At 67.9% G+C, this 23,233-nt stretch carries 21 protein-coding genes and 1 pseudogene; 10 read left to right on the plus strand and 12 right to left on the minus strand.

Annotated elements, in window-relative coordinates; genetic code table 11:
• Nucleotides 1-19: 19 nt before the first annotated feature.
• Nucleotides 20-1,354 carry an SGNH/GDSL hydrolase family protein gene (locus ABZ624_RS12735; RefSeq protein WP_360086176.1) on the minus strand — a complete coding sequence of 445 codons (1,335 nt, stop codon included), beginning with the start codon at nucleotides 1,352-1,354 and terminating at the stop codon, nucleotides 20-22.
• 207 nt (nucleotides 1,355-1,561) lie between these two features.
• Between ABZ624_RS12735 and ABZ624_RS12740 the strand changes: the two genes are divergently transcribed.
• Together ABZ624_RS12740 and ABZ624_RS12745 are read left to right on the plus strand one after the other, a co-directional pair.
• On the plus strand, nucleotides 1,562-2,878 hold the full coding sequence (locus tag ABZ624_RS12740) for a DUF445 domain-containing protein (RefSeq protein WP_360086179.1): 1,317 nt from the start codon (nucleotides 1,562-1,564) through the stop codon (nucleotides 2,876-2,878).
• Nucleotides 2,879-2,973: 95 nt separating this feature from the next.
• Nucleotides 2,974-4,530, plus strand: coding sequence for an MFS transporter (locus ABZ624_RS12745; RefSeq protein ID WP_360086182.1), 1,557 nt, complete (start codon nucleotides 2,974-2,976; stop codon nucleotides 4,528-4,530).
• Nucleotides 4,531-4,588: 58 nt separating this feature from the next.
• Here the strand turns inward: ABZ624_RS12745 and ABZ624_RS12750 are convergent, their stop codons facing one another.
• On the minus strand, nucleotides 4,589-4,891 hold the full coding sequence (locus ABZ624_RS12750) for a hypothetical protein (protein ID WP_360086185.1): 303 nt from the start codon (nucleotides 4,889-4,891) through the stop codon (nucleotides 4,589-4,591).
• Nucleotides 4,892-5,043: 152 nt separating this feature from the next.
• Here ABZ624_RS12750 and ABZ624_RS12755 point away from each other — a divergent pair, with 152 nt between their 5' ends.
• Entirely contained in the window at nucleotides 5,044-5,472 is a 429-nt protein-coding gene (locus ABZ624_RS12755; RefSeq protein ID WP_360086188.1) for an Hsp20/alpha crystallin family protein, read from the plus strand.
• Nucleotides 5,473-5,709: 237 nt separating this feature from the next.
• Nucleotides 5,710-6,198 (plus strand): DUF2267 domain-containing protein, encoded by a 489-nt coding sequence (locus ABZ624_RS12760; RefSeq protein ID WP_360086191.1) that lies wholly within the window; start codon nucleotides 5,710-5,712, stop codon nucleotides 6,196-6,198.
• Between the two features lie 100 nt (nucleotides 6,199-6,298).
• On the opposite strand, the gene ABZ624_RS12765 is transcribed toward ABZ624_RS12760, so the two are convergent.
• The 4 genes from ABZ624_RS12765 to ABZ624_RS12780 form a co-directional block, all read right to left on the minus strand.
• On the minus strand, nucleotides 6,299-6,496 hold the full coding sequence (locus tag ABZ624_RS12765; RefSeq protein WP_360086194.1) for a hypothetical protein: 198 nt from the start codon (nucleotides 6,494-6,496) through the stop codon (nucleotides 6,299-6,301).
• A 97-nt stretch (nucleotides 6,497-6,593) separates the two neighbouring features.
• Nucleotides 6,594-7,091 (minus strand): hypothetical protein, encoded by a 498-nt coding sequence (locus ABZ624_RS12770; RefSeq protein WP_360086197.1) that lies wholly within the window; start codon nucleotides 7,089-7,091, stop codon nucleotides 6,594-6,596.
• Nucleotides 7,092-7,171: 80 nt separating this feature from the next.
• Entirely contained in the window at nucleotides 7,172-7,396 is a 225-nt protein-coding gene (locus ABZ624_RS12775) for a DUF397 domain-containing protein (protein ID WP_360086200.1), read from the minus strand.
• A gap of 409 nt (nucleotides 7,397-7,805) precedes the next feature.
• Nucleotides 7,806-8,156 carry a hypothetical protein gene (locus tag ABZ624_RS12780; protein ID WP_360086203.1) on the minus strand — a complete coding sequence of 117 codons (351 nt, stop codon included), beginning with the start codon at nucleotides 8,154-8,156 and terminating at the stop codon, nucleotides 7,806-7,808.
• 211 nt (nucleotides 8,157-8,367) lie between these two features.
• Between ABZ624_RS12780 and ABZ624_RS12785 the strand changes: the two genes are divergently transcribed.
• On the plus strand, nucleotides 8,368-9,645 hold the full coding sequence (locus tag ABZ624_RS12785; protein WP_360086205.1) for a transcriptional regulator: 1,278 nt from the start codon (nucleotides 8,368-8,370) through the stop codon (nucleotides 9,643-9,645).
• On the opposite strand, the gene ABZ624_RS12790 is transcribed toward ABZ624_RS12785, so the two are convergent.
• Together ABZ624_RS12790 and ABZ624_RS12795 are read right to left on the minus strand one after the other, a co-directional pair.
• Nucleotides 9,626-10,288 carry an HAD family hydrolase gene (locus ABZ624_RS12790; protein ID WP_360086208.1) on the minus strand — a complete coding sequence of 221 codons (663 nt, stop codon included), beginning with the start codon at nucleotides 10,286-10,288 and terminating at the stop codon, nucleotides 9,626-9,628. The two genes, ABZ624_RS12785 and ABZ624_RS12790, sit on opposite strands and share 20 nt — an antisense overlap.
• Before the next feature lie 72 nt (nucleotides 10,289-10,360).
• Nucleotides 10,361-11,137: a hypothetical protein gene (locus ABZ624_RS12795; RefSeq protein ID WP_360086211.1), complete on the minus strand. Its 777-nt coding sequence runs from the start codon at nucleotides 11,135-11,137 to the stop codon at nucleotides 10,361-10,363.
• A gap of 196 nt (nucleotides 11,138-11,333) precedes the next feature.
• Between ABZ624_RS12795 and ABZ624_RS12800 the strand changes: the two genes are divergently transcribed.
• On the plus strand, nucleotides 11,334-13,091 hold the full coding sequence (locus ABZ624_RS12800) for a DUF262 domain-containing protein (protein ID WP_360086214.1): 1,758 nt from the start codon (nucleotides 11,334-11,336) through the stop codon (nucleotides 13,089-13,091).
• Nucleotides 13,092-13,186: 95 nt separating this feature from the next.
• Here the strand turns inward: ABZ624_RS12800 and ABZ624_RS12805 are convergent, their stop codons facing one another.
• Together ABZ624_RS12805 and ABZ624_RS12810 are read right to left on the minus strand one after the other, a co-directional pair.
• Entirely contained in the window at nucleotides 13,187-16,324 is a 3,138-nt protein-coding gene (locus ABZ624_RS12805) for a DUF3427 domain-containing protein (RefSeq protein WP_360086928.1), read from the minus strand.
• A gap of 418 nt (nucleotides 16,325-16,742) precedes the next feature.
• The gene (locus tag ABZ624_RS12810) at nucleotides 16,743-17,759 is read right to left on the minus strand and encodes a tetratricopeptide repeat protein (protein WP_360086217.1); all 1,017 of its coding nucleotides are present in this window, start codon (nucleotides 17,757-17,759) and stop codon (nucleotides 16,743-16,745) included.
• Between the two features lie 159 nt (nucleotides 17,760-17,918).
• Between ABZ624_RS12810 and ABZ624_RS12815 the strand changes: the two genes are divergently transcribed.
• Complete coding sequence (locus ABZ624_RS12815; RefSeq protein ID WP_360086931.1) at nucleotides 17,919-18,896, plus strand: permease; 978 nt, start codon at nucleotides 17,919-17,921, stop codon at nucleotides 18,894-18,896.
• 11 nt (nucleotides 18,897-18,907) lie between these two features.
• Nucleotides 18,908-19,861 (plus strand): TIGR03943 family protein, encoded by a 954-nt coding sequence (locus tag ABZ624_RS12820; RefSeq protein ID WP_360086934.1) that lies wholly within the window; start codon nucleotides 18,908-18,910, stop codon nucleotides 19,859-19,861.
• Here the strand turns inward: ABZ624_RS12820 and ABZ624_RS12825 are convergent.
• Nucleotides 19,851-20,213, minus strand: a pseudogene (locus tag ABZ624_RS12825) (beta-1,6-galactanase); the annotation flags it as partial. The gene ABZ624_RS12820 and the pseudogene ABZ624_RS12825 overlap by 11 nt on opposite strands.
• Before the next feature lie 123 nt (nucleotides 20,214-20,336).
• On the opposite strand from ABZ624_RS12825, the gene ABZ624_RS12830 reads away from it, so the two are divergent.
• On the plus strand, nucleotides 20,337-21,143 hold the full coding sequence (locus tag ABZ624_RS12830; RefSeq protein ID WP_360086220.1) for a class E sortase: 807 nt from the start codon (nucleotides 20,337-20,339) through the stop codon (nucleotides 21,141-21,143).
• An 11-nt stretch (nucleotides 21,144-21,154) separates the two neighbouring features.
• On the opposite strand, the gene ABZ624_RS12835 is transcribed toward ABZ624_RS12830, so the two are convergent.
• Nucleotides 21,155-22,546, minus strand: coding sequence for an MFS transporter (locus ABZ624_RS12835; RefSeq protein ID WP_360086223.1), 1,392 nt, complete (start codon nucleotides 22,544-22,546; stop codon nucleotides 21,155-21,157).
• Between the two features lie 145 nt (nucleotides 22,547-22,691).
• Between ABZ624_RS12835 and ABZ624_RS12840 the strand changes: the two genes are divergently transcribed.
• A complete protein-coding gene (locus ABZ624_RS12840; protein ID WP_360086226.1) occupies nucleotides 22,692-23,219 on the plus strand; it encodes a helix-turn-helix domain-containing protein in 528 nt (175 codons plus the stop codon).
• Nucleotides 23,220-23,233 lie beyond the last annotated feature (14 nt).

Raw genomic sequence — 23,233 nt, forward strand, 5'->3', positions numbered from 1 at the left:
AGTATTCCCCGTCCCGCGGTTACAGCTCCGCCTGGCCCGCGCCCCTGAGTGTGCCCAGGTCGAACACCTCGGCCATCCTGCTGAAGCCCAGGTCGCTGGGGTGCAGGTGGTCGCCGGAGTCGTACTCGGGGCGGAGGCGGTGGGGGGCGTAGGGGTCGCGGAGCGCCTGGTCGAAGTCGACGACCGCGTCGTAGACGCCGCCGGCCCGGATCTGTGCGTTGATCTGCCGGCGTACCGCCTCGCGGGCCGGGGTGTAGCCGCGGTGGCCCTCGAAGGGCATCAGTGTGGCGCCGACGACCTTCAGGCCGTGGGCGTGGGCCTGGCGGACCAGGGAGCGCAGGCCGGTGAGGATGCGGTTCGGGTCGGCGAGTTCCGGGTTGCGCAGGATGTCGTTGATGCCCAGGTCGATGACGACGACCTTGACGCGCGGGTGGGAGAGCGCGTCGCGGCCGAAGCGGGCGAGGCCGGCCTGGTTCTCGGCGGGCCGGCCGAGGCCGTCGGCCAGGACCTGGTTGCCGCTGATGCCCTCGTTCACCACGCTGTAGCGCGGCAGTGGCCGCCCGCCTTCGAGTGCGGTGCGCAGCCGGTTCGCGAGGATGTCCGGCCAGCGGTGGTTGGCGTCGATGGTGGAGGTGATGCCGTCGGTGATGGAGTCGCCGAAGACGACGACCGTGCCGTCGGCCTCGTTGCTGAGGACGTCCAGGCCGGTCAAGTAGCGCCAGTAGGGCGTCTCTTCGGTGTACGGGGTGCCGGTCGCGTCCTCGGTGCGGTCGCCGTCGGCGACGTAGGAGATCTGCTGTGCGTGCGGGTGGTAGGTGACGGGGCCGGAGGGGGTGGGGGAGTAGGTGGTGACCAGGACGTCGCTGTCGTGCGGGACGGTGACGCGTACGGCGTCGCTGGTGATCTGTCCGCCGGCGGGTATGACGACGCCGGTGGCGCCGTCGAAGGTGAGGCGGCGCATCGAGTCCGGGTCGGCCGCGGCGGTGCCGTCGCCCGAGGACAGGGCGATCGAGGCGTGTGTGAGGGTGAGCGGGGCGTGGCCGTAGAGGTTGGAGAGGGTGATCCGGGCGCTTGTACCACCGGTGCTCGCGTGGACGACGTTGCGCACCGAGCGGCCCGCGAGGCCGGTCGTCTCGGTGCGTGGCTCGCCGCCGACCGGGGCGGTGGACCAGGCGCCGACCCAGGTACCGGTGGAGGCGGGGGCGACGGAGGAGCCGTGGTGGGGGCGGTTGTCGGCGAGAGTGCCGCGTGGGGTGCCGTCGTCGGCCGTCACGGTGAGGTAGATGGCGGCGGACACGGCCAGCACCAGTGCGACGAGCGCACTCAGGACGGCATAACCATGACGCTTGGTCATGCTGCTGTTGTTCTCCTTGGGAGGGGAGCCCGACGCTCCGGTCTTGACGAGCCCATGATGCGTCATGGGCCGGCGGGACCTGTCAGGGCCCTGCCTAATACCCCGCTCAGACAGACGCCGGGAACTCCTGTTCCGTTCCGGGAGTCGGCCAGGAAGGGACAATTGTGTGCGGGATCACCGACTGGGTGGAGCTGACGGGTGGAGCTGATGGAACCGACCGAGACGGAAGCGGCGCCGGCGCGGGGTGTGTCGTACAAGACCATGACGGCCTTCACCCCGGCCGACGAGGAGCGCCGGCGTGGCGTGCGGCGGATGAAGCTCACGGCGACGGCCCTGCTGCTGTTCGTGGCGGTGGTCTATGTCCTGGCCAGGCTCGCCACGCACGAGGGCGCGGGCCCCTGGGCGGGGTATGTGGCCGCTGCCGCCGAGGCCGGCATGGTGGGCGCGCTGGCCGACTGGTTCGCGGTCACGGCCCTGTTCCGGCATCCGCTGGGGCTGCCGATCCCGCACACCGCGATCATTCCCACCAAGAAGGACCAGCTGGGTGTCTCGCTGGGTGAGTTCGTCGGCGAGAACTTCCTCTCCGAGGACGTCGTACGGCAGCGGCTGCGCGCGGTGGGCATCGGCAGCCGGCTCGGGGCGTGGCTGGCCGAGCCGGAGCACGCGGACCGGGTGACGGCGGAGCTGGCCACGGCGGTGCGGGGTGCGCTGACGGTCCTCAGGGACTCGGATGTGCAGGCGGTCGTCGGTGAGGCCATCACCCGGCGGGCGAACGCGCAGGAGATCGCGCCGGGCATCGGCAAGACGCTGGAGAGGATCGTCGCCGACGGTGGGCACCGGCGGGTGGTGGATCTCGTGGTGGCGCGTGCGCACGACTGGCTGGTGCTGCACCGGGACGATGTGATGGTGGCCGTGGAGGGCGGCGCGCCCGGCTGGACGCCGCGGTTCGTGGACCGCAGGGTCGGCGAGCGGGTCTACAAGGAGCTGCTGCGGTTCGTCACCGAGATGCGGGACATGCCTTCCCACCCGGCGCGCGGCGCGCTCGACCGTTTCCTCACCGACTTCGCCTCCGACCTGCAGTCCGACACGGACACCCGGGCGCGGGTGGAGCGGCTCAAGGGGGAGGTGCTGGGCCGGGGGGAGGTGCAGGACCTGATCACGTCCGTCTGGACGGCCGTACGGTCCATGATCGTGGCGGCGGCCGAGGACGAGCGCAGTGAGCTGCGGACGCGGGTACGGGCGGCGCTGCTGTCGCTGGGTGCGCGGATGGCGACGGAGGCGAAGGTGCAGGAGAAGGTCGACAGCTGGGTCGAGGGGGCGGCGGTGCACGTGGTGACGACGTACCGGGCGGAGATCACCTCGCTGATCACGGACACCGTGGCCGGCTGGGACGCCGAGCACACCACCCGGAAGATCGAGGCGCACATCGGCCGTGACCTGCAGTTCATCCGGATCAACGGCACGGTGGTGGGGTCGTTGGCGGGGCTGTTGATCTATGCGGTGACGCGGACGCTGGGCGCCTGAGCCCGGGGCCGGTCCCGACTGATTCCGCGGGGTGCGGGCACCCGTCCTGCTGTGTCCCCCGCTGGTCGGGGGGCCCTTCGACGAGGAGGGAGTCCATGAGCGCAGCCGAGGCGACATCGCCGCAGAGCGGCCGGACCATCACCACGGACGTCCCCGCCCGGCTGGACCGCCTGCCGTGGTCCCGCTGGCACTGGACGATCGTGATCGGCCTGGGCACCGTCTGGATCCTGGACGGTCTGGAGGTCACGGTCGTCGGCAACATCGCCGGCCGGCTGGCCGAGCCCGGCAGCGGGGTGTCGATCACCTCGGGCCAGATCACCGGCGTGGCCGCCGCGCTGTACGTGGCGGGCGCCTGTTCGGGCGCGCTCTTCTGGGGCCGGCTGACCGACCGGTTCGGCCGCAAGAAGCTCTTCATGATCACGCTGGCGGTGTACCTGGCGGCGACGGCCCTGACGGCGGTCTCCTGGGAAGCCTGGTGGTTCTTCCTCTTCCGCTTTCTGACCGGTTTCGGCATCGGCGGCGAGTACGCGGCGATCAACTCCGCGATCGACGAACTGATCCCGGCCCACTACCGCGGCCGGGTCGACCTGGTCATCAACGGCAGCTTCTGGCTCGGCGCGGTCGGCGGCTCCCTGCTGTCGATCGTCGCGCTCAACACCGACCTGCTGGCCCGGAACGTCGGCTGGCGTCTCACCTTCGCCCTCGGCGCCGTACTCGCCCTGGTCATCCTCCTCGTGCGGCGTCACGTCCCGGAGAGCCCGCGCTGGCTGCTGATCCACGGCAGGGACGGAGAGGCGGAGGAGATCGTCTCGGGCATCGAGCGCCGGGTGGAGCAGGAGAAGGGCGTGACGCTGCCCGAGCCGCAGGGCGAGCTGGAGATCCACCAGCGCAGGAGCGTGACGTTCCTGGAGATCGCCCGCACGGTCTTCGGGCTGTACCGCAGGCGGGCGGTGCTGGGCTTCTCCCTCTTCATCGGCCAGGCGTTCCTGTACAACGCGATCACCTTCGGCTTCGGCGCCATCCTGACCAGGTTCTACGACGTGCCCTCCGACCGCACGGGCTACTACTTCGCGGTGATCGCGGTCGGCAACTTCTGTGGCCCGCTGCTGCTGGGCCACCTCTTCGACACGGTGGGCCGCCGGGTGATGATCTCCTCGACGTACCTGCTCTCGGGCCTGCTGCTGTTCGGCACGGCGTGGCTGTTCGACCGGGGCGCGCTGAGCGCGGGCACGCTGACGGCCTGCTGGTGCGCGGTGCTGTTCTTCGCCTCGGCGGGCGCGTCCAGCGCCTATCTCACCGTCTCGGAGATCTTCCCGATGGAGACGCGGGCGATGTCCATCGCGTTCTTCTACGCCCTCGGTACGGCGGCCGGCGGCATCAGCGGCCCGCTGCTGTTCGCCGACCTCACCGGCACCGGCAGGGCAGGCGACACGGTCCTGGCCTTCTCCATCGGCGCGGCCCTGATGTGCGCGGCGGGCCTGGTCGCCGCCTTCCTGGCGGTACGGGCCGAACGCCGCTCCCTGGAGGACATCGCCCGTCCGCTGACGGCGGTGGCGAGCCGGGCCAGGGCGGCGACGCGGGGCGCCCAGGACACCCCGGGTACACAGGGCATGCAGGGGCCCTCGGCACCGCCGGCGCCGAGCACGCCGTAACGGGTGTGAGGCGCCGGTGGTGGATCCGGGGTCGGTCTCTCTGCCTTGCGGTCGGTCTCTAGGCCTTGCGGTCGGCGACGGCCCAGGAGGCGAGGGCGACGGCACCGGCGACGCCGAGCACGGACGGCCAGGCCCCGACCTTCTTCGCCAACGGGTGGGACCCGGCGAACGCGGCGACATAGGCGACGGTCAGCGCACCAGCGGCCTTCCCGCCGGCCTGCCTGCGCCACTGCTGAGCGGCAGCAGCTCCCGCGACGGCCAGCACAGCCCCGCCGAGCTGCCGCTTCTTGGTCCGCCGGGCGACGCCGTACCCGCCGACGAGCCCGGCACCGGCGATAACCGCACTGGGAACCCTGGCCATGACTGCCTCCTCTTGTTCGGTTTCGCCGAGGCTAACGCGCAGGCGACCGGACTCCCTTAACTTGAGTCGAGGCTTGTCAAGTCTGAGGCAGCGAGTTATATAAGAAGTCGTAGGGCATCGCACCCAATCCCTGAAGAGAGGAGTGACCCGTGATGCTCATGCGCACGGACCCCTTCCGTGATTTCGACCGCCTCACGCGACAGCTCTTCGGAGACGCGACGCGCCCGGCAGCGATGCCGATGGACGCCTACCGGGCAGGGGACGACTTCCTCGTCCACTTCGACCTGCCCGGCATCGACCCCGAGACGATCGAGCTGGACGTCGAGCGCAACGTCCTCAACGTCCGCGCCGAGCGCCGCAACCCGGCCCCCGAGGACGCGGAGCTGCTCGTGGCGGAACGCCCCACGGGCGCCTTCACCCGCCAGCTGTTCCTCGGCGACACCCTGGACACGGACCGCATCGACGCGTCGTACGAGGCCGGCGTCCTGACCCTGCGCATCCCGGTGGCCGAACAGGCCAAGCCACGCCGCATCCAGATCACGGGCGGCACCAGCGGCGACCGAAAGCAGCTCAGCGGCTGACCGCAGTCCGCACCACGCGTCCCGGGCCCCCTCAGGGGACCCGGGACGCGGCGGCCTGCCCACGTCGGCAGTAACCGACACCATCCGCCCCGAGCAACACATTGGCCGAACTCCAGCTCATGCAGCTCGCATTACGGGGTACCGGGGCGGCACCGCCCCCCCAGCCCCCCGAACCGCCGAAGTGACCAACTGCCGAAGTCCTGATGCTTCGAAGTGTCCGGAGAAGGAGCCAGCACGATGACCGTGACGACGCCCCCGCCGCCCAGAACGACCACCGTCCCCACCGCATCCCCCCTGCCCCGCGACCGCGACGCCGACGCTGACGCCGCAGGCTGGGAGGAACTGACCGAGGCGGTACGGGAGGCGGGCCAGTACACCACGCGGGCGGAGGCGGAACGCGTGACCCGCACAGTCCTCTCCGCCCTGGGCGGCCACGTGACCGGCGACGAACGCGTGGCCCTCGCCCAGGCCCTCCCCCGAGAGGCAGCCCGAGTGATCGCCTCCCAGATCCCCGCGACGCACCCCCTCACAGCCCGGGAGTTCGTCGACTCGGTGGCGACCCGCATGGAGGGCGCGACCCCCGCAACGGCCCGCTGGGACGTCAGCTCGGTCCTGAGCGTCCTGGCGAACTGGGTGGGCACCCCCCTGACCACCCACCTGCTCACCCAACTCCCCCCGGGCTACGCCCTCCTCTTCGGCCGAGCGGACCTGGCCCCGACGGCATAGAAGGACGGCATAGAACACGGCACCGGGCGCCGCGCACCCACCGCGCGGCGTCCGCCGTGGCGCGCCGGTGCCGTGGGAGTGGAAGCGCGACGCGGAAGCCTCAGCCCCCGCTCCAGAAAGCCAGGGCTTTGTCGACCAGGTCGCTAGCGGCATCTTCATAGACGGCCGCGCCGCTCAGCGCGCCGAAGGCCTTTTCATGGAGGGCCAGTTCGTCCGAACTCGTGATGTCCTCAGCGGCGGACGGGAGGATGGCGAGCGTGAGCGAGGTCAGTTCCATGTCGCGCAGCAGCTGTTCCAACTGCCCACGCATGACCGCCAGCCCCCGACGTTCGTGTACGGGGCTTGCTCACCGAGGATCACGCTTGCGTAGGCCTCGGTATGGAGTGTGCCCTAGATCATTTCCGGCACATACGCCTTGCCATGTCGCGTCTGCTCGGACAGGTCAATTCATGCTTCGAAGGGTTCGGAGAACACGTCACCACAGCGAGCGAGAGGTACGAAGGCCGCTCAAGGTAGAACCCGAGTGACACATCACCCCCTGAATCAAGCGTCTCGGCAAGGCAGTTGATACGACGTGCGAGATCAATGCAGCCACGCTCCCATTCGGAGGCAAACCGGGGCGCATACTCGGCCACACGAGCCCCCACCCAGGTGGCGGCGTCCTTGCCCTCCTCCCACGTCCCACGAACCAGGGAACGCGGCTTGACGAGCCAATACGCAGTCTCCAGCGGAGGGAGATCCACGGTCGCGAAAGCCGCGGCCACCTCGCGATAGCGCTCGATCAGCTCAGGTTTGCTCCCGGCCGGCGGTGGCTCTGGATGCGGAGGCCGCCGTAGGGCTTCCTGGTCGAAACGCTCTTTCGCCCCGACCCATAGATAGCCGTGGTAGTGCACCAGTGATTCCTGTCGGGTGCCGAACGACGAGGGGGACCGGTCCCGGCTGCCCCACGGAACCCGGGACCGGTCGGGGAGGATCAGATGGACAGCCCGAACCTCGCCGGATCGATACCGGCCACGGCCAACTCCTCCGTCGTGAACCGCAGCGGCTCCACATCCGGCCGCTTGCTGTCACCCAACGCCCAGGCGTCGCCGCCGATCCGGGCCAGGGTCACGCACCCCTCGGTACAGGGACCCCCGCACGCCTTCACGAAGGACGCCCCACTGATGTCGAGCCCATACAGCTCGTTTCCGTCCAGCATCACTACACCTTCCTGCTCAACTGATCGCGGCCATGACCGACCGCCACCGCCCCCGGAGGGCGGGAGTTCATAGGGGGAGGGGGAGGCAGATGCCTCAGCATCCAGAGCCTCCACCGCGCCCGTCGCACCGCCAGCACTGACACGGCGGCCACTCAGCAGTGCTCACAGGCGGGAGGTCATCCGTAGCGAATACCGCACGGTTGAGACGCGGATGGTCATCAGCGGCCGGTCGGCAACGAGCCGGAGACGGATGGCGTTGACTTCGGAGTCAGCGGGCATCGGCACGTCCTCAGCCACACATGGCGGCCAGCCGGGATCGCCCCAGCTCCATGAGAGGGACGATCGATCGCGGTGCGCACAGGTCACCCTCGAAGCGCGGTGGAATGACCCAGTACGTGCCCGGCGGCTGTTACTGGTCGAGCCGCGGTACTCCGAGGTACGTGCCTTCCCCCAGACACGTGACGATGTCGCCGTACGCCCAGACCAGACCGGCATGTGCCTGAATCAGGGCGTAGTAGGACTCGCCCAGGGCACGGCGGTCATAGATGATCGAGCCTCCCAGCGACTCACCAAGCGCGGGCGCCACCTGGTCGGGGTCACGCGAGCCCACAGCGGCGTGTACTACGTCTCCGGGCATGCGTACGGCAGCGAACCGCACGCCGAGAGGCAGTAACGCGACGCCTTGAGTCGCCCACTCCACCCGCGCCCGCTCGGGCGTCGGGTGCGCGCGGGCGAGCCACTCGGCAACCGCTCTGTCCAAGGCCTCTTGCGTATCCAATGGACCACCCCCAGTGCTGAGTTCCGGTCGAGAACATGCATAAGCGTCCAGCAACCCATCGAAGCAATCGAGGACTTGAAGAGGTCATAGATGGGACGTCAACAGGGCCTTCATGGACTCTTGTGGGGGAAAAGGCGCCAAATAGAGGACGGGATATGGGAATGTTGAAGGAGTCGCAGCAGGAGGTGTCCACGTGTCGAGGCCCACCGGCAACGTCCGACTCAAGGCGGCTCGAGTAGCCGCTGGCTTCAACTCCCAGCAGGACCTGGCAGAGGCTCTGACCCGGCACGCCGAGGGCATGGGCCTTCGAGGGCTTTCGATCGGGGTACGACAGGTCCGGCGCTGGGAGTCGGACAGTCCGCCCTGGCCGCAACCGGACTGCCAGCGGGTGCTCGTTCACCTGCTGGGCCACAGCATGGAGGCACTTGGATTCACGCCTCCTTGGGGTACTGACGGTTCGCAGCGCACGGAACCCACGAGGCGCGCCGTCGTTGCCGGGGGCACGGCTGCTTTGGGGGTGGCCTCCCTGCCGCGCCGAGCCGCCGCAGCCCCACAGCCCTCGACGGCCGGTGCCGACTTCCAGGCGGTCACTCGGTCTCACCGGAGGCTCTACTGGTCCGTCGCCCCGCCTCAACTCCATCCCGCTGTCGCCGCCCACGCGGCACTGGGTTGCGCATTGCTCCCCGACACCGCGGACTCGACGCGTCGAACGGTCGCGGCCGCCCTGGCTGAGACCTACCTCCTGGCGGGTCGGATCGAGTTCTTCGACCTCCGCGAACCGAGTGCCGCCAACGCCACCCTCCTTCTAGCCCTGCAAGCCGCGGGTGAGGCCGATGATCCGCTGCTCGGCTCAGCGATCCTCGCGCACATGGCGTTCATCCCCGGCTGGGTGGCGGACCGTGACGGAGCCCTAGAGCGGATGACAGCGGCTCGCACCTACGCCCGGCGCGCCTCGGCATCAGCCGAATTCCTCGCCTGGCTCGACGCGGTGGAGGCCGAATGCGAAACTAGGTGCGGCAATACCCGCACCGCTCTGCACCTCATCGGACACGCTGAAGATGTCCTGGCGGCCGGCAATGAACACCCGTCGCCGGAGTGGATGGACTGGTTCTCCCCGGCCCGCTTGGCCGCCTTCAAGGGAAACACGCAGATGATCGCGGGCCACCTCCCGCAGGCCCGTGAGAGCCTGCTCCAGGCCCTCGCCGCCATGACACCGGCCGAGGACAAGCAGCGCTCGGTGATCTATGGCGACTTGGCCGCGGTGGAAGCGGCGTCGGGCAATCCGGAGCAGGCCTGCGCGTATGCCGGTAAGGCTCTGGATCAGCTGGCCGTCACCTGGTACGCCACCGGTATGGACCGAGTACGAGAGGTCCGGCGCGCGCTGGCGCCCTACCAACACGAGCGCTGTGTACGTGACCTTGACAACCGACTGTATGACTGGTCAACGACGCTCAATGCGCTGGGTCGTTGAACTTGCCGATCACGGCCGGCAGGTCAAGCAGGCTCTCCACCCGGAAGGTGGACAGTTCTCTAGCCTCAGGGGAGTTCCACTGAATCGTGGCCCAGGGCCCGCGATGAACGAGCGCGGTGTGCATGCCCGCATGGCGGGCTGGCAGGATGTCGTTGTCGCAGCGATCCCCGACGTAAAGGATCTCGCCGACGCCGAACGGCACGGCCTCGGCAACCCGCTTGAAGAACTCTAGATCAGGCTTGCTGGCGCCCCAGTCGTCCGAGGTACCGATCAGATCCACATCACCCGAGAACAGCTCGCGCAAGATGCGCCCTGCCCGGACCGTCTGGTTCCCGGCGATACCAAGCCACACCCCGTCAGCCCGAAGCTGCGCGAGAGCGGGGCGAACATCGGCGTACAGATCCTCTTCCCCAAAGGTCTCGGGCTGCCCTGCGACCGCCCGCTTCTCCCGCTCCCCGTAGAGATCGAACCCGGGCCGGAACTCCTGGAAGACCTCCCGATAGTCCCGTCCCTGAGCGATCACGGCCCCGAACATCGCATGGAACGTGTGCCGCGGCACCCCCAGCCAGTCGGCCCAGGTCCCGTACTCCCGGGTCTCGTCTACCAGGCACTCACCTACGTCAAAGACGACTGCGCGAATCATGGGTGTAGGGTAGCGAGCCGCTCGCAGTGCGGAAGCTCCCGGCCCCACCCAACGGCGCTTACAAGAAGACGCTTAGCGGCCACGATCGACCGCAGAAGTAATCTCCTTTACAATCTGCTCGCCAGCAGTAATTGATTGCTGCAAAATGGGCGATGCTTGGTTGAAAACGATGCAGGCCGTCACTAGTGTGATAAAGGCTTTCTTCCAGCGGCTCGCGCTCTCTTCCCGCATGTTGACCACTGAAGCCGAAGCCTGAGCGAGGACACCTATTACGGTACTTGCTTCATCGGCGATTCGGGCTCCGCCGAAGAGTTCGGAATTCTCAACTAGCCAAATAATGTGACGGAGTTGTGAAATCAGCTGGTCTCTCAGAGGGCCACTGATTTCACCCTCGCCCATCGAGGTGAGCAGATCGATCCACTCATTACACGTGTTGTGCATCTGGTCTAGGTCCGTGCTACGCGGCGCGGCGCTGGACCCGACGAGATTTCCAGAAATCAGATCAGCCGTGGATTCAAGATGGTCCAGCTTGTCATCGTCGATGATTGAGTGTGCCGGTCTGGTCTCATCGGTCCAGTTTACGGTTGGCTGTATTACTGCTGCCCACCATGCACCTACGTGGCGCTCACACCTGAGCCGCTGCCGTTCAGGAAGCGCGTTCAATTGCTGGATTGTCAGTTGCAGCAGCGACACGACCTCGGTATGCCGGCGAATGAAGTCAATGGTTCCCCACTCCGCCCCTAGGACAGCGGACCAGGACCGGGCAATCGTTCCTTCCGCTGAACTGCGGACACGCGCTATGAGGGTGTGCAAGTTGTGGGCTGCTGTGTTCTCGTTGGAAAAGCTCATGTCCCCCTGCCTGACGTTGGCACCCGCACGTACGGTGCTTGACCCCTGAATGTAGCAGCCCCGTCCGCTCAGTACCGCGTCTTGGCACGGTCGCGCTGCTGAGCGCCCCTGGTGCCCGTCGTCTGGCCGTTTATCTCTCGTCGGCATGGCGTGAGCGGTACGCTCATCCTGCCGTAGACGATCAGGAGGTCACCAGGTGGCAATCATCAAACAGGCGCAGCGTCAAACCCTCGGTCAGTTGATTGGCGCCAATAATCCCATAGTAACCGTTCCCGATGACAGCCAACGGCAATATGCGTGGACGAAGAAGGAGGTCGATGTTTTCTGGGCTGACATCGAAAAGTTCAAGGAGTCCCGCGAAAATGGCCGTGAGTCGTCGTCGGAGTACTTCATCGGCCCGGTGGTGACCATTACTGGCGACTCAAAGCCGGGGCGGTCGCTCCTTGATGGACAGCAGCGTCTCACCACGTCAACAATTTTGATAGCGGCCATAAGGGATACGCTCTGGAGCATGAAATCGCCGGAGGGGATCTCAAGTGCGAACAATATTCAGCGGGACTATATTGCGCGCAAATCTGGACGCAAGGAGCCGATGGAATATTTCCTGGTCCTGTCTCTTTTTGACAGGGACTTCTTCCGCGATCACATCCAGGACTGGAATGAAACGCTCGGCGAGTGCCCGAAGATGGAGAAGCCGGGTCGACCTTCCCATCGACTGATACTCGACGCTTACAGTAACTTCCGATCCAAGATCATGGCTCGCCTGCAGGGCTTTCCTGATGATGAGGCGCGTTTGGACTATCTCGATTCCCTGCGGGAATGCCTCATTAATGGGTTGGTTTTTGTTGAAATCCAAACCCCTTCATCCAGCGATGCAAACGAGGTATTTGAGACGATTAATTCGCGAGGAAAAGACTTGTCCACGGTGGATCTGGTTCGAAATTTCTTGATGGAGAAGAGTAGGGGTGAGCACGAAAAGAACCGCGTAAATGATGCGTGGCGGTCACTTCTTGATGGGTTTGACCGTCGGGAGGAGATAGAGAAATTTCTCCGCCACTTCTGGGTTTCGAAGCATGGTGATGTTAAATCGCATAGCCTTTACACGACTATCCGCAGAGACCTGAGTGGTCATTTCGATAAACGCCCTCAGGTGTATGGAGTTGGCGCTTTCTCGGCCGAACTCGAAGGTGCTGCCGGCAGGTACGCGGACTTGATTAACGGGAGCACTGGCGATGTGGAATTTGATGCGGCCTTGAGTGAAATTAAGGCGATGAATGCAGACGCTTTGTATCCGCTACTACTCTCGGCATCCGGTGAGCATCCCTACTCCCAGTTGCAGCACCTCGTAGAGGCGTCGATTAGCTACTACGTGCGATGGACGGTGGTAGGTAGGCGCGAGTCGACCCTATTGGAGGAGAACGTCTTCAGTGCGGCCAAGGAGCTCGCCAGAGGGGCTAATTTGCGTGAAGTGCTACACAAGGTACTGGGATGGATTCCGGATGACGAAACGTTCAAGTCGGATTTCCTCGAGGCGTCTATTCCTAAACAGTCACAGGCCCGTTACCTCCTGGCTCAGATAGAGCAGTACTTGCGCCTACAGAATGACATCCGAGAAGAAGTGGTCCTGGGTGATGGTAAAGTCCATGTTGAAAACATCTACCCTCAGAAGCCTGAGAAGGAGCTGAAACTTGAGGACCACGACGATTGGGTGAACAGGCTCGGTAATCTCACACTCCTCGCCGGGAAGAAGAATCAGTCGTTGTCTAATCGGTCTTTTCCGGAAAAGGCCGACGTCTATTCGGGATCTGCGCTTCTGATCTCTTCCCAGACGGACATCGATGAACTATGGGATGGTCAGAACTGGACGTGGCGGGCCGATGGTATCAAGGCACGCCAAGCCCAGTTGGCGGAGTACGCGCTCGCGGTATGGCCGAACGGCACTCGCTGGGCTTGACGGGCCGCAGCGACATACTTGCTGTTAACTTCGACCGCCAAACCGTCCCTGAGTAGGCAGGTCGGCCTTATGCGAGGCCGACCTGGCCCTTTTGATTAGCCGGCATTGATGGCCGAGTACGTCCACACGTCGGCCGGTAGTTCATGCTTCAGGCGCCAGGTGATCGCCATCGGCTTGTTGCCGGTGTGGTCTTCGTAGGTGGCTGGGCCGAGCAGCATCCAGGGCTGGGACTTGCCTATGTCGGTGTTCTTGTAGCGTCGCATGAACAGCAGGATGTGACTGCCGCGTTCCTTGTGTTGCTGGTAGCGCAGGCCGGTGGGGGAGGTGGCGGCCGTTGAGTTCTGGGACTCCCAGTGGAAGAGCGTCGGGCTCAACGCGTAGTCCTTGTACCGGATAGTGGGCGAGAAGTCCTTCTCGTCCTTGTCCAGCGTGATGAGAAGCGCGTCGGTTTTAAGCTCCTCGACCCATTGCACACCCTGCGCGAAGGAGCGGGGCATCTGACCGCCGAAGCGTGCCACGCCGAGGGCGGCGAGGATCTCGGAGCGGTTGTAGGCGCTGTGCACCATCAGCGGGATATGGCTGAGGGGGCCGGAGAGCGAGATGGGGACGTGGTCGGCCTGCTCGATGACATGTGAGATCACCTGCCGCAGCTCGTCTCGGAACACCCGCTGGTCCCGCAGCGATTCCAGACCCTCCTGGAAGCTGGTGAAGCCGCCTGCGTTGTCCCAGAGGTTGAAGAACAGCATGCGGGCGAACGACTGGCCAGTGGGGTCAAGTTCCTCGTACGCCGGAGCGTCATCCTGGAGGAGGCGGAGGTAGGCCTCCGTGCGCTCCGGGTCGTCTACGTGCAGGAAGGCGTGGACCCGCTTCAGAAGCGCAGCCTCTCCAGCGGGCGCGGGTTCGTCGATCAGGCCGGCTCGGCGCAGCACTGTCGTCCAGGAGTTATCACTCTTGTACAGCTCCTTGATCTCCCGGCGGCTCTCCCGAAGGTAACGGGCGAGGCGCGGGGTGCCGTAGGCCCTGACCTCCTTCACCAGTGTCTTCACCGTGGCACCCAGCTGGGTCCGGATGTTGTCGATGACGAGGTCCTTCGACTTGCCCTCCAGGATGATCTGGCAGCCGGACGGCAACTGGGGGAAGTCGTGCTCGATGTGGTCGAGGAGTCGGTTCCGCGACAGGTTGGTCAAGGCTCGGAACTGCTCCTCGAAGCGGAACTCAGCCCGGTGCTGACCGATGAAGTCCAGGACGGTGAGGACGGGCTTCGTTTCGGTACGCCGCAGTCCCCGCCCCAATTGCTGGAGGAAGACGGTGGCGCTGTTGGTGGGGCGGAGGAGCAGCAGCGTGTCTACGTCAGGGATGTCGAGGCCCTCGTTGAACAGGTCGACGGAAAAGATCACTTGAAGCTTTCTGTCACGAAGGTCGGACAACGCCTGGGAGCGCACTTCAGCGGGCGAGTCGCTGTCGAGCGCCACTGCCTGGAAGCCGGCCTCTCGGAAGAAGTCCGCCATGAAGTGGGCGTGTGCCTTGGTCACGCAGAAGCCCAGCGCCCGCATGGCGCCAGGGTTGGAGACCTTGTCCCGAATCTGCTTCACCACGATCCGGGCGCGCGCGTGGTTGCCTGTGTAGAGGTTCCCGAGCTCCTGGTCGGCGTACGAACCCTTCTGCCAGCCGAGATTTGTCAGATCCGTGCCATCGGGGATGCCGAAGTAGTGGAAGGGGCAGAGCAGGTCGTTCTCCAGGGCTTCCCAGAGCCGCATCTCAGCCGCGATCCGGCCCTCGAAGAACTCGTCCTGGACGTTGAGCCCGTCCATCCGCTCGGGGGTGGCCGTCAGGCCCAGCAGTTCCTTCGGCGTGAAGTGGTCGATCACGCGCCGGTAGGTGGCGGCGGTAGCGTGGTGGAACTCGTCGATGACGATGATGTCGAAGTGTTCCGGCGCCAGTTGCTCAAGACGCTGAACGTTGAGCGATTGGACGCTGGCGAAGACGTGGTTCCACTCGCGTGGATCCTGCCCTGCGTGGAGCAGCTCCCCGAAGGATGCATCGTCCAGCACTTCCCGGTAGGTACGCAGAGACTGCTTAAGGATCTCTTTTCGGTGGGCCACGAACAGCAGCCTCGGTCGGCCACCCTCCGACTTGCGGCTCAGGCTGCGGTAGTCGAGGGCGGCCATCACCGTCTTCCCGGTGCCGGTCGCCGCGACCAGAAGGTTTCGGTGCCGCCCGCGGAGCTCCCGCTCGGCAGTGAGCCGCTCCAGCATGTCCCGCTGGTGGGGATAGGGGCGTACCTCGAGTCCAGAAAGGCTGATCTTCAGGTCCGTGCTGGCGTTGGTGCCACTCGCCTGGGCCAGCGCTTCATCGAGGCGTGCGCTGTGGAGGTCGGGATCGTATGTCTCGAAGGCGGTGTCGTTCCAGTACGCGTCGAAGGTCGCCTCGAACTTGTTCAGTACGGCGGGTGTCGCGACGGACGACAGGCGGACGTTCCACTCCAGCCCATCGAGCAGCGCCGCCTTCGACAGGTTGGAGCTGCCGACGTATGCCGTGTCGAAGCCGGTCTTGCGTCTGAACAGCCAGGCCTTCGCATGTAGTCGAGTGGAACGGGTCTCGTAGTTGACCTTGACCGTGGCACCGAAGTCCCGGACCAGACGGTCCAGCGCGTGACGGTCGGTGGCGCCGATGTAGGTGGTCGTTATGACGCGTATCGGCACGCCCCGGTCCCTCGCGGCGCGCAGTGAGTCCTCCAAGACGCGAATGCCGTACCACTTCACGAATGCGCAGAGCAGGTCGATTCGGTCTGCCGTAGCCAGCTCAGCCCTGAGTTCGGAACCGAGGCTGAGGTCCTCTGGGGAGTTGGTGATGAGCGACGTCTCGGACAGAGGTGTCAAGGGGCGCAGCGCATACACACCCGGAGCCTCCTGCCGCGCGAGAGTCAGAAGTTGTCGCGGTCCCTCGATGATGGAGCTGACAGCGTCGGCATCGCTCGATTCTGGAGTGTTTGTAGCGGCCAGTGCCGCGAGGATGCGGTTCGCGACCTTGACGCGATCCTCGGCGGGAACTTGGGCCAGCCTTTGGCCGACAGCTTCACCGATGTAGCGAGCCAGGACATGGGGAGCGGACTCCGAGCTGACCTCGGCGTCAATGGCTTTCCAGCCAGCCGCCTCGAATCGCTCCAGCTCGTTGCGTACGTCGTCCGTGATCAGCTTCTCGTAGACGCCAGCGATCGGCTCCGATCGGCCCATCGGTTCTGCCACGGCTGCCCCCCTGATCCCTTGTGGTGCTCGTGCGCGACCTTGCGCGCCGATATGGATCAGTTCTAACAGCAGCCACTGACAGGCGAAGGCGGTGTGCCGAAAACAGGCCCCGGGGTCTTCAGCAACCGTGGCGCCGCCCCCTGTTGGGTTTCCGCGGACCGCGTCAAGGGTGCTTCACTCCGCTGCGTTCCGCGTCGGCTGCGCCGATGGTCCTTCGGCCTACCCGTGACCCGGCCCGCCCCAGCACAGGGCAGAAGCGAGCGGCCGGCCCGGGGGAAGCGGGCCCCGGGTGGGGTGATTACGGGAGGAGCGAAGGGCGGGCGGCGTCGGAGCGCGTGTGCGGAGTGGAGGCACGCCGGGTGCGTGGGCGGCTTCCGGCAGTGAGTGAGGAGAGGCAGGGGCGGATTTATGCTCCGTGGCAGCCGTTGTAGGGCCGGGCGGAGGCGCACCAGCACTCCGCCCCCCGCTGCGGCGGCCAAGCCACCGCCCGTCCCCGCGCCGCCAGCGTCGTCGCGTACTGCGGCAGCAGCGTCGCATCACCCGGCGACGAGCCCTCCGATGCCGCGAAGGCCTCGTACGAGGGGACCGTGCCCGTGACGATGCCCAGGTTGGCCGTGCCGGAGGAGGACAGCTCGCGCAGGGAGGACTCTATGGTCGACAGGTGGGCCTCGTGGGACGGGTACTCCGAGGACAGGGGCGGGTAGGCCGAGAGGAGTTCCGTCAGTTCCGGTGCCGGCCAGTGGAGGACCGCCACGGGGAACGGGCGGGAGAGGGCCTCTCGGTAGGCGCCCAGTTCGGCTCGGAGGCGGGAGATTTCCGCCGCCAGTTCCGCCGGGTTGTCGGAGCCGAGGGACCAGACCCGTTTCGGGTCGTGGAGTTCGTCCAGGGACACCGGGGACGCGTGGAGGGTGTCGGCCAGGGTGTCCCAGGCGTCGTGCGGCAGGCCCCGCATGCGGCGGACGCGGTGGCGGCCGTAGAGGAGGGGGTGTGTGGTGGGCGCCGGGTCCGTGTCGTCCCCCTGCGGCAGGAACAGGCTCGCCGCCTCCGTGAAGGTCTCCTCCGCCGCCGCCAGCTCGTCGTGCGCCTCCAGGGACTCCGCGATGATCATCCAGGGGGCCGGGTCGCGGGGGGCCGACGTGCGGAGTCCCTCGATGATCGCCCTTGCCTCCGCCTCGTGGCCGTACTCCCAGAGGTTCGAGGCCTTCAGGGCCCTTACCAGCGCTGGGCTGTCCAGCCCTTCGGCGGACGACAGCAGGCGGTCGTAGAGCGCGGTGGCCGCGGGGCGGTCGCCGGAGAGTTCGAGGTGGGCCGCCGCCCTCAGCAGCAGAGCCTCGGCGTCCTCGGGATACAGTCCGGCGGTCCGCTCCAGGCGTGCCGCCTCGGCGGTGTGGTCGACGTTCTCGGCAGGCGTGTCGGGGCGCATGGGGGACACCGTACTGCCGAGCGGTGACAAAAGTGAGCTGCGGACGGGGCGAACAGGCAGGCCCGCTATCTTCGTACGGGCATGTACATGTGAGTGTCTGGTGGGGGTGGCGTGCAGAAGACGGCTGAGTTGATCCAGGCCGACAGCGATCGGCAGGCCATGGCCGGGGAGGGGAGCGCCGCGCCGCCGCGATACTGGCCGTTGCTGCTCGTGGGCGCCGCCGTCGTGCCCGGCACCCTCCTCTACGTCTTCGGCCGGTGGGGGGACGCTCCGGCCGTACAGGCGTGGCGGACCGTGTGTCTCGCCGTGACCGTGCAGGCCGTGCCCTTTCTGCTGCTCGGGACCGCTCTGTCCGGTGCCATCAACGCCTTCGTTCCGGAGCGGGTGTTCCAGCGCATGCTGCCCCGGCGCGCTGTCCTCGCCGTGCCGGTGGCCGGAGTCGCGGGCGTGGTCCTGCCGGGGTGCGAGTGTGCCTCCGTGCCGGTCGCCAGCAGTCTGATCGGGCGTGGTGTTCCGCCGGCCGCCGCCTTCGCCTTTCTGCTGTCCGCGCCGGCCATCAATCCCGTGGTGCTCACGGCCACCGCCGTCGCCTTTCCCGGGCAGCCCGGCATGGTGCTGGCCCGGCTGCTCGCCTCCCTCGCCACCGCCCTCGTCATGGGCTGGCTCTGGCTGCGGTTCGGCCGGGCGGAGTGGTTGCGGCCCGTCGTGCGGCATGCCGGGCATCGGGAGGGCCGTAACCGGTGGGATGAGTTCCGGGTCGGGTTTCAGCATGACTTCCTGCACGCAGGCGGGTTCCTCGTGCTGGGGGCCATGGCCGCGGCCACCTTCAATGTCGCCGTGCCGCGTTCCGTGCTCGACGCCTTCGCCGGGTCGGCCTGGCTGTCCGTGCTTTTCTTGGCCGGGCTGGCCGTACTGCTCGCTGTCTGCTCCGAGGCCGACGCCTTTCTCGCCGCCTCGCTCACCGGGTTCCCGGCGGTGGCGCGGCTGGCGTTCATGGTGGTGGGGCCCATGGTCGACCTCAAGCTCATCGCCCTCCAGGCGGGGACCTTCGGGCGGGCCTTCGCCCTGCGGTTCTCCGCCGCCACCGTCGTCGTCGCCGTCGCGTGCAGCGCGCTGATCGGGGGAGCACTGCTGTGAAAGCAGGGTCGCTGAAAGGGTCCCTCCAGGCGGGGCTGCTCCTGCTCTGCGGGCTCGGGCTGCTGCACATCTCCCTGCTCACCGACCTGTGCCTGCGGTATGTGAAGGAGAGCATGCGGCCCCTGCTCATCGCCTCAGGGGTCGTCCTGGTCCTCCTGGGGGTCGCGAGCGCTCTCTTCGATCGCAGCAGAGACCGGCACGCACGCGCAGACCGGCACGCACGCGCAGACCGGCACGCACGCGCAGACCGGCACGCACGCGCAGACCAGCACGCACATGCAGACCAGCACGCACGCGCAGACCGGCACGCACGCGCAGACCAGCACGCACATGCAGACCAGCACGCACATGCAGACCAGCACGCACATGCAGACCAGCACGCACATGCAGACCAGCACGCACAAGCAGACCAACCCGCACACGCAGACCAGCACGGGCACGACCACTCCCGCCTGCCCCGCACCGCCTGGCTGCTCCTCCTCCCCGCGTTCAGTCTGCTCTTCTACGCCCCGCCCGCCCTCGGCGCCTATACCGCCTCCCGGCAGCCGGCCAAGGCCGTCGCCGAGCGGCGGTCGTTCGAGCCGCTGCCCGCGACCTCGCCGCTGCCCATGACCCTCTCCGACTTCACCAGCCGGGTGCAGCAGGACCGTGGGCAGGCCCTCAAGGGGCGCACCGTGCTGATGACCGGGATCGTCACCCCGCACGGGAAGGACGGCTGGGATCTGACGCGGATCATCATCAACTGCTGTGCGGCGGACGCCCAGTCCGTGAAGGTGCGGATCTACGGCGGTCCCGCGCTGCCCGCCGACACCTGGGTGTCGGTCACGGGGACCTGGCACCCCGGCGGGACGCTGGGCACCGGGTCCGCGCCGGTCGCGCTGGACGCCCGCACGGTCAGGAAGGTGCCCCGGCCGGTGAACGGCTACCAGGACGCCCTTCCGCTGCCGTCGGTCCTCACACGGTGACCCCGTCGATCCGGAGCGTCTGCACCGACTTCGCCGCGAAGGGGACCGACAGCGTCTTGCCGGACACGTACGTGTCCGAGTGGGGCGTGTACAGGCCCGCGCCGCCCGTCGTCACCGTGTTCCAGCGGGGGACCAGGCCGGCCGAGCCGCCGGTCGCCGAGGAGAAGCGGGAGAGGTCGAAGGTCAGGGTCTGGGCGGAGGATGAGGTGTCTGCCGCCACTGTCACCAGGCGCTTGGACTGCCTGCCCAGGGCCGCCGCCGCGTAACTCGTCCCCGTGTCCAGGATCGTCATGCCGGGGCGGATGTGACGGGTGAACTGGGCCAGTACGTAGTACTTCGTCTGTACTGCGCCCGGCGAGGCAGCTTCCTGAAACCCCTTGAGGAGCGCGCGCCGGGGCTCCGATTCGCCTGTGGCTCTGGCCAGTTGTGTCCGTTGCGCCTACCCTGCGGGCGGCTGCCGTGGAGGTGGGTGCGGATGCCGGCATGGTCGGGCGTGCGGGTCGTACGGCACAGCGACCGGCGTCGGCGTGCCCGGCGGCGGCGCGTGCTGTGGGGTGGGGCCGAGGCGCTCGTGACCGTCGGTGTGCTGCTGATGCTGCTGGTCGTGCACCAGCTGTGGTGGACCAACCGGGAGGCCCGGCGCGGCGCCGAGCGGCAGGTGGAGGCGCTGGAGCGGGAGTGGAGCCATCGGGGGTACGGCGCCGGTGGCGCGGCTTCGTCGCCCGGCGAGCCCACCGGCTCCGGCTCGACCGCCGCCCCGGCATCGGACCCGGACGCCGCCACGTCCCGTACGCCGCAGCGGCCGTACACGTCCGTCAGCCTCCCCCGGCGGTCGCAGGCGTACGCCGTCCTCACCATCCCCCGGCTGGGGCTGCGCGTCCCGGTCGCCGAGGGCGTGAGCAGGGCCGACGTCCTCAACAGGGGGTACGTCGGCCATTACCGGGGGACTCAGCAGCCGGGCCGGGCGGGCAACTTCGCGCTCGCCGGGCACCGGAACACGCACGGCGAGCCCTTCCGGTATCTGCCCCGGCTGCGGCGCGGGGACGACATCGAGGTGGAGACGCGGACGGCGACGTACACGTATGACGTCGACCAGATCCTGCCGCAGACGTCCGCGACGGACTCGGGGGTCATCCGGCCCGTGCCGCGCTCCCTCGTGCGGCCCGCGTACGGGTACTCGGAGCCGGGTTACTACATCACCCTCACCACCTGCACCCCCGAGTTCACCTCGCGCTACCGCATGGCGGTCTGGGGCAGGCTCGTCTCCATCCGGCCCAGGTGAGAGCCGCCGGATCAGCGCTCCCGCAGCACCAGCACACTCACCGCCCCCACCGCCCCCAGCCCCGCCGACACCAGCAGGGCGATGTCGGCCCCGGCGGCCAGGTTGCGGGCGGAGGTGGCGACGGCGATGGTCAGGGCGACGCCGGCGCTGGAGCCGATGTAGCGGAAGGTCTGCTGGGCGCCGGAGCCCATCGCGGCGCGTTCGCGCGGGACCGATTCGACGGCGAGCAGCGGCAGCGCGCCGTTGAGCAGGCCGCTGCCCGCGCCGCCGACGATCAGGCCGGGCAGCAGACGGGTCCAGGAGCCGGAGGCGGCGGCGCCGAGCATGGTCAGGACGGCGACGGTGTGCAGGGCGAAGCCGACGGCGAGCTGGACGCGCGGGGCGACACGGCCGGCCAGGTGCTTGACCTGGAGGGCCACCGTGAAGCTCAGCCCGGACCAGAGCAGGAACAGCCAGGCCGTGTCCATGGGGGACAGGCGGAGTGTCTGCTGGAGCAGGGTCGGCAGAAAGCTGAACAGGGCGATCACCGAGAGGCCGGTGAACAGGCCGCCGGCGGCGGAGGCCAGGAAGCGGGCGTGGCGCAGCAGGCCGAGGTCGATCATCGGCGCGCCGGTGCGGTGTTCGACCGCGACGAAGAGTGCGATCAGGGCCAAGGCCGCGGTGAGGAGGAGTCCGACCGGGGCGCGCAGCCAGCCGTCGCGGCCCAGGGTCAGGGCCGCCAGCAGGGCCACCAGGGCCAGCCCGAAGGCCAGGGCGCCGAGGATGTCCGGCCGGCCGCCGCGCGGGGCGCGGGACTCGGTGAGCGCGCGGGTGCCGAGCGCGGCGAGCAGGAGGGCGGCGGCGCCCAGGACGCCGTAGGCGATGCGCCAGGTCGGCAGCCCGCCCGCGACCACCGGGCCCACCGCGATGCCGCCGCTGACGAAGGCTCCCCACACGCCGGTCGCGTGCAGCCGGCCGCGCGGCGCGGGGAAGGCGGCCACCAGCAGGCCGAGGCTGCTCGCCAGGATCGCCGCGCTCGCCGCTCCCTGGGCGATGCGGGCGAGGGTGAACTGCCAGGTCGAGGTCGTGAGGGCGCCGAGGGCGGTGGTGAGGCCGAGGGCCAGGGTGCCGGCGAGGAAGACCCGGCGGCGGCCGTGGTCGTCGGCGAGGCTGCCGGCCACCAGCAGCAGGGCGGCGAGGCCGAGCGGGGAGCCGTTGAGCAGCCAGGCCTGCGCGGAGAGCGGGGTGTGCAGGGCGGTCGCGGTGTCCCGGAGTGTGACCATCGGGGCCGTGTACGTCATCAGTGCGACGGCGGTGGCTGCGCTGGTGAGGGCGAGGGTTGCGCGGGGGCGGGCGGGGGCGTCCCGCGCGGTTTCGCCGCGTACGGCTGTGGCGGCGGGGGTGGTGGAGTCGAGCCCGGTCATGGCGTGGTCCTGTCCTTCCGGGGACTGCGGTGGGGGCGCCGAACACGCTTATGGTTCGGTCATTGAACTGACCTGGTGCGGCCACCGTAACACCCCAGGTTCGGTCACCGAACCAAGAGGTCGGAAAGTGGCTACAGTGGACGGCATGGCACTGGGCAAGGACTACGCGACACAGGAGTGCTCGATCGCCCGCGCGCTCGAGATCGTCGGCGAACGCTGGACGCTGCTCGTCGTCCGGGACGCGCTGTACGGGGTACGGCGGTACAACGACTTCCTGGTGCACCTCGGTATCCCGCGCGCCGTCCTGGCCGCCCGCCTGCAGGCCCTGACCGCCGAGGGCATCCTCGAAAAGCGCCGCTACCAGCAGTCGCCGCCGCGCGACGAGTACGTCCTCACCGAGCGCGGCATCGCCCTGTGGCCCACCCTGCGCGCCCTGGGCCTGTGGGGACGCGAGCACTTCGGCGAGACCCGGCTGCGGCACTTCCGGCACGCGGACTGCGGCACCGAACTCGGGCCGTACGGCGAATGCGCGGCGTGCGGAACCGTCGTACCGGTCGAGGACGTGGCCATGTACCCCGGTCAGGGTCTCGATCCGGATCCGGCGGATCCGGTCAGCCGGGCGCTGCTGAAGCCGAAGCGGCTGCTGGAGCCGCTGGAGACGGAGCCGGCCTGAGCTCCTGGGCGTGG

The sequence above is a fragment of the Streptomyces sp. NPDC007205 genome (genome assembly GCF_040634095.1).
Taxonomy (GTDB): Bacteria; Actinomycetota; Actinomycetes; order Streptomycetales; family Streptomycetaceae; genus Streptomyces.

Coding starts and splice junctions, on each gene's coding strand:
- ABZ624_RS12775 (WP_360086200.1), bottom strand. CDS start 7,396: ATGCTGGACGGAAACGAGCTGTATGGGCTCGACATCAGTGGGGCGTCC.
- ABZ624_RS12790 (WP_360086208.1), bottom strand. CDS start 10,288: ATGATTCGCGCAGTCGTCTTTGACGTAGGTGAGTGCCTGGTAGACGAG.
- ABZ624_RS12760 (WP_360086191.1), top strand. CDS start 5,710: ATGACCGTGACGACGCCCCCGCCGCCCAGAACGACCACCGTCCCCACC.
- ABZ624_RS12835 (WP_360086223.1), bottom strand. CDS start 22,546: ATGACCGGGCTCGACTCCACCACCCCCGCCGCCACAGCCGTACGCGGC.
- ABZ624_RS12840 (WP_360086226.1), top strand. CDS start 22,692: ATGGCACTGGGCAAGGACTACGCGACACAGGAGTGCTCGATCGCCCGC.
- ABZ624_RS12815 (WP_360086931.1), top strand. CDS start 17,919: ATGGCCGGGGAGGGGAGCGCCGCGCCGCCGCGATACTGGCCGTTGCTG.
- ABZ624_RS12805 (WP_360086928.1), bottom strand. CDS start 16,324: ATGGGCCGATCGGAGCCGATCGCTGGCGTCTACGAGAAGCTGATCACG.
- ABZ624_RS12750 (WP_360086185.1), bottom strand. CDS start 4,891: ATGGCCAGGGTTCCCAGTGCGGTTATCGCCGGTGCCGGGCTCGTCGGC.
- ABZ624_RS12795 (WP_360086211.1), bottom strand. CDS start 11,137: ATGAGCTTTTCCAACGAGAACACAGCAGCCCACAACTTGCACACCCTC.
- ABZ624_RS12735 (WP_360086176.1), bottom strand. CDS start 1,354: ATGACCAAGCGTCATGGTTATGCCGTCCTGAGTGCGCTCGTCGCACTG.
- ABZ624_RS12755 (WP_360086188.1), top strand. CDS start 5,044: ATGCTCATGCGCACGGACCCCTTCCGTGATTTCGACCGCCTCACGCGA.
- ABZ624_RS12740 (WP_360086179.1), top strand. CDS start 1,562: ATGGAACCGACCGAGACGGAAGCGGCGCCGGCGCGGGGTGTGTCGTAC.
- ABZ624_RS12745 (WP_360086182.1), top strand. CDS start 2,974: ATGAGCGCAGCCGAGGCGACATCGCCGCAGAGCGGCCGGACCATCACC.
- ABZ624_RS12810 (WP_360086217.1), bottom strand. CDS start 17,759: ATGCGCCCCGACACGCCTGCCGAGAACGTCGACCACACCGCCGAGGCG.
- ABZ624_RS12830 (WP_360086220.1), top strand. CDS start 20,337: ATGCCGGCATGGTCGGGCGTGCGGGTCGTACGGCACAGCGACCGGCGT.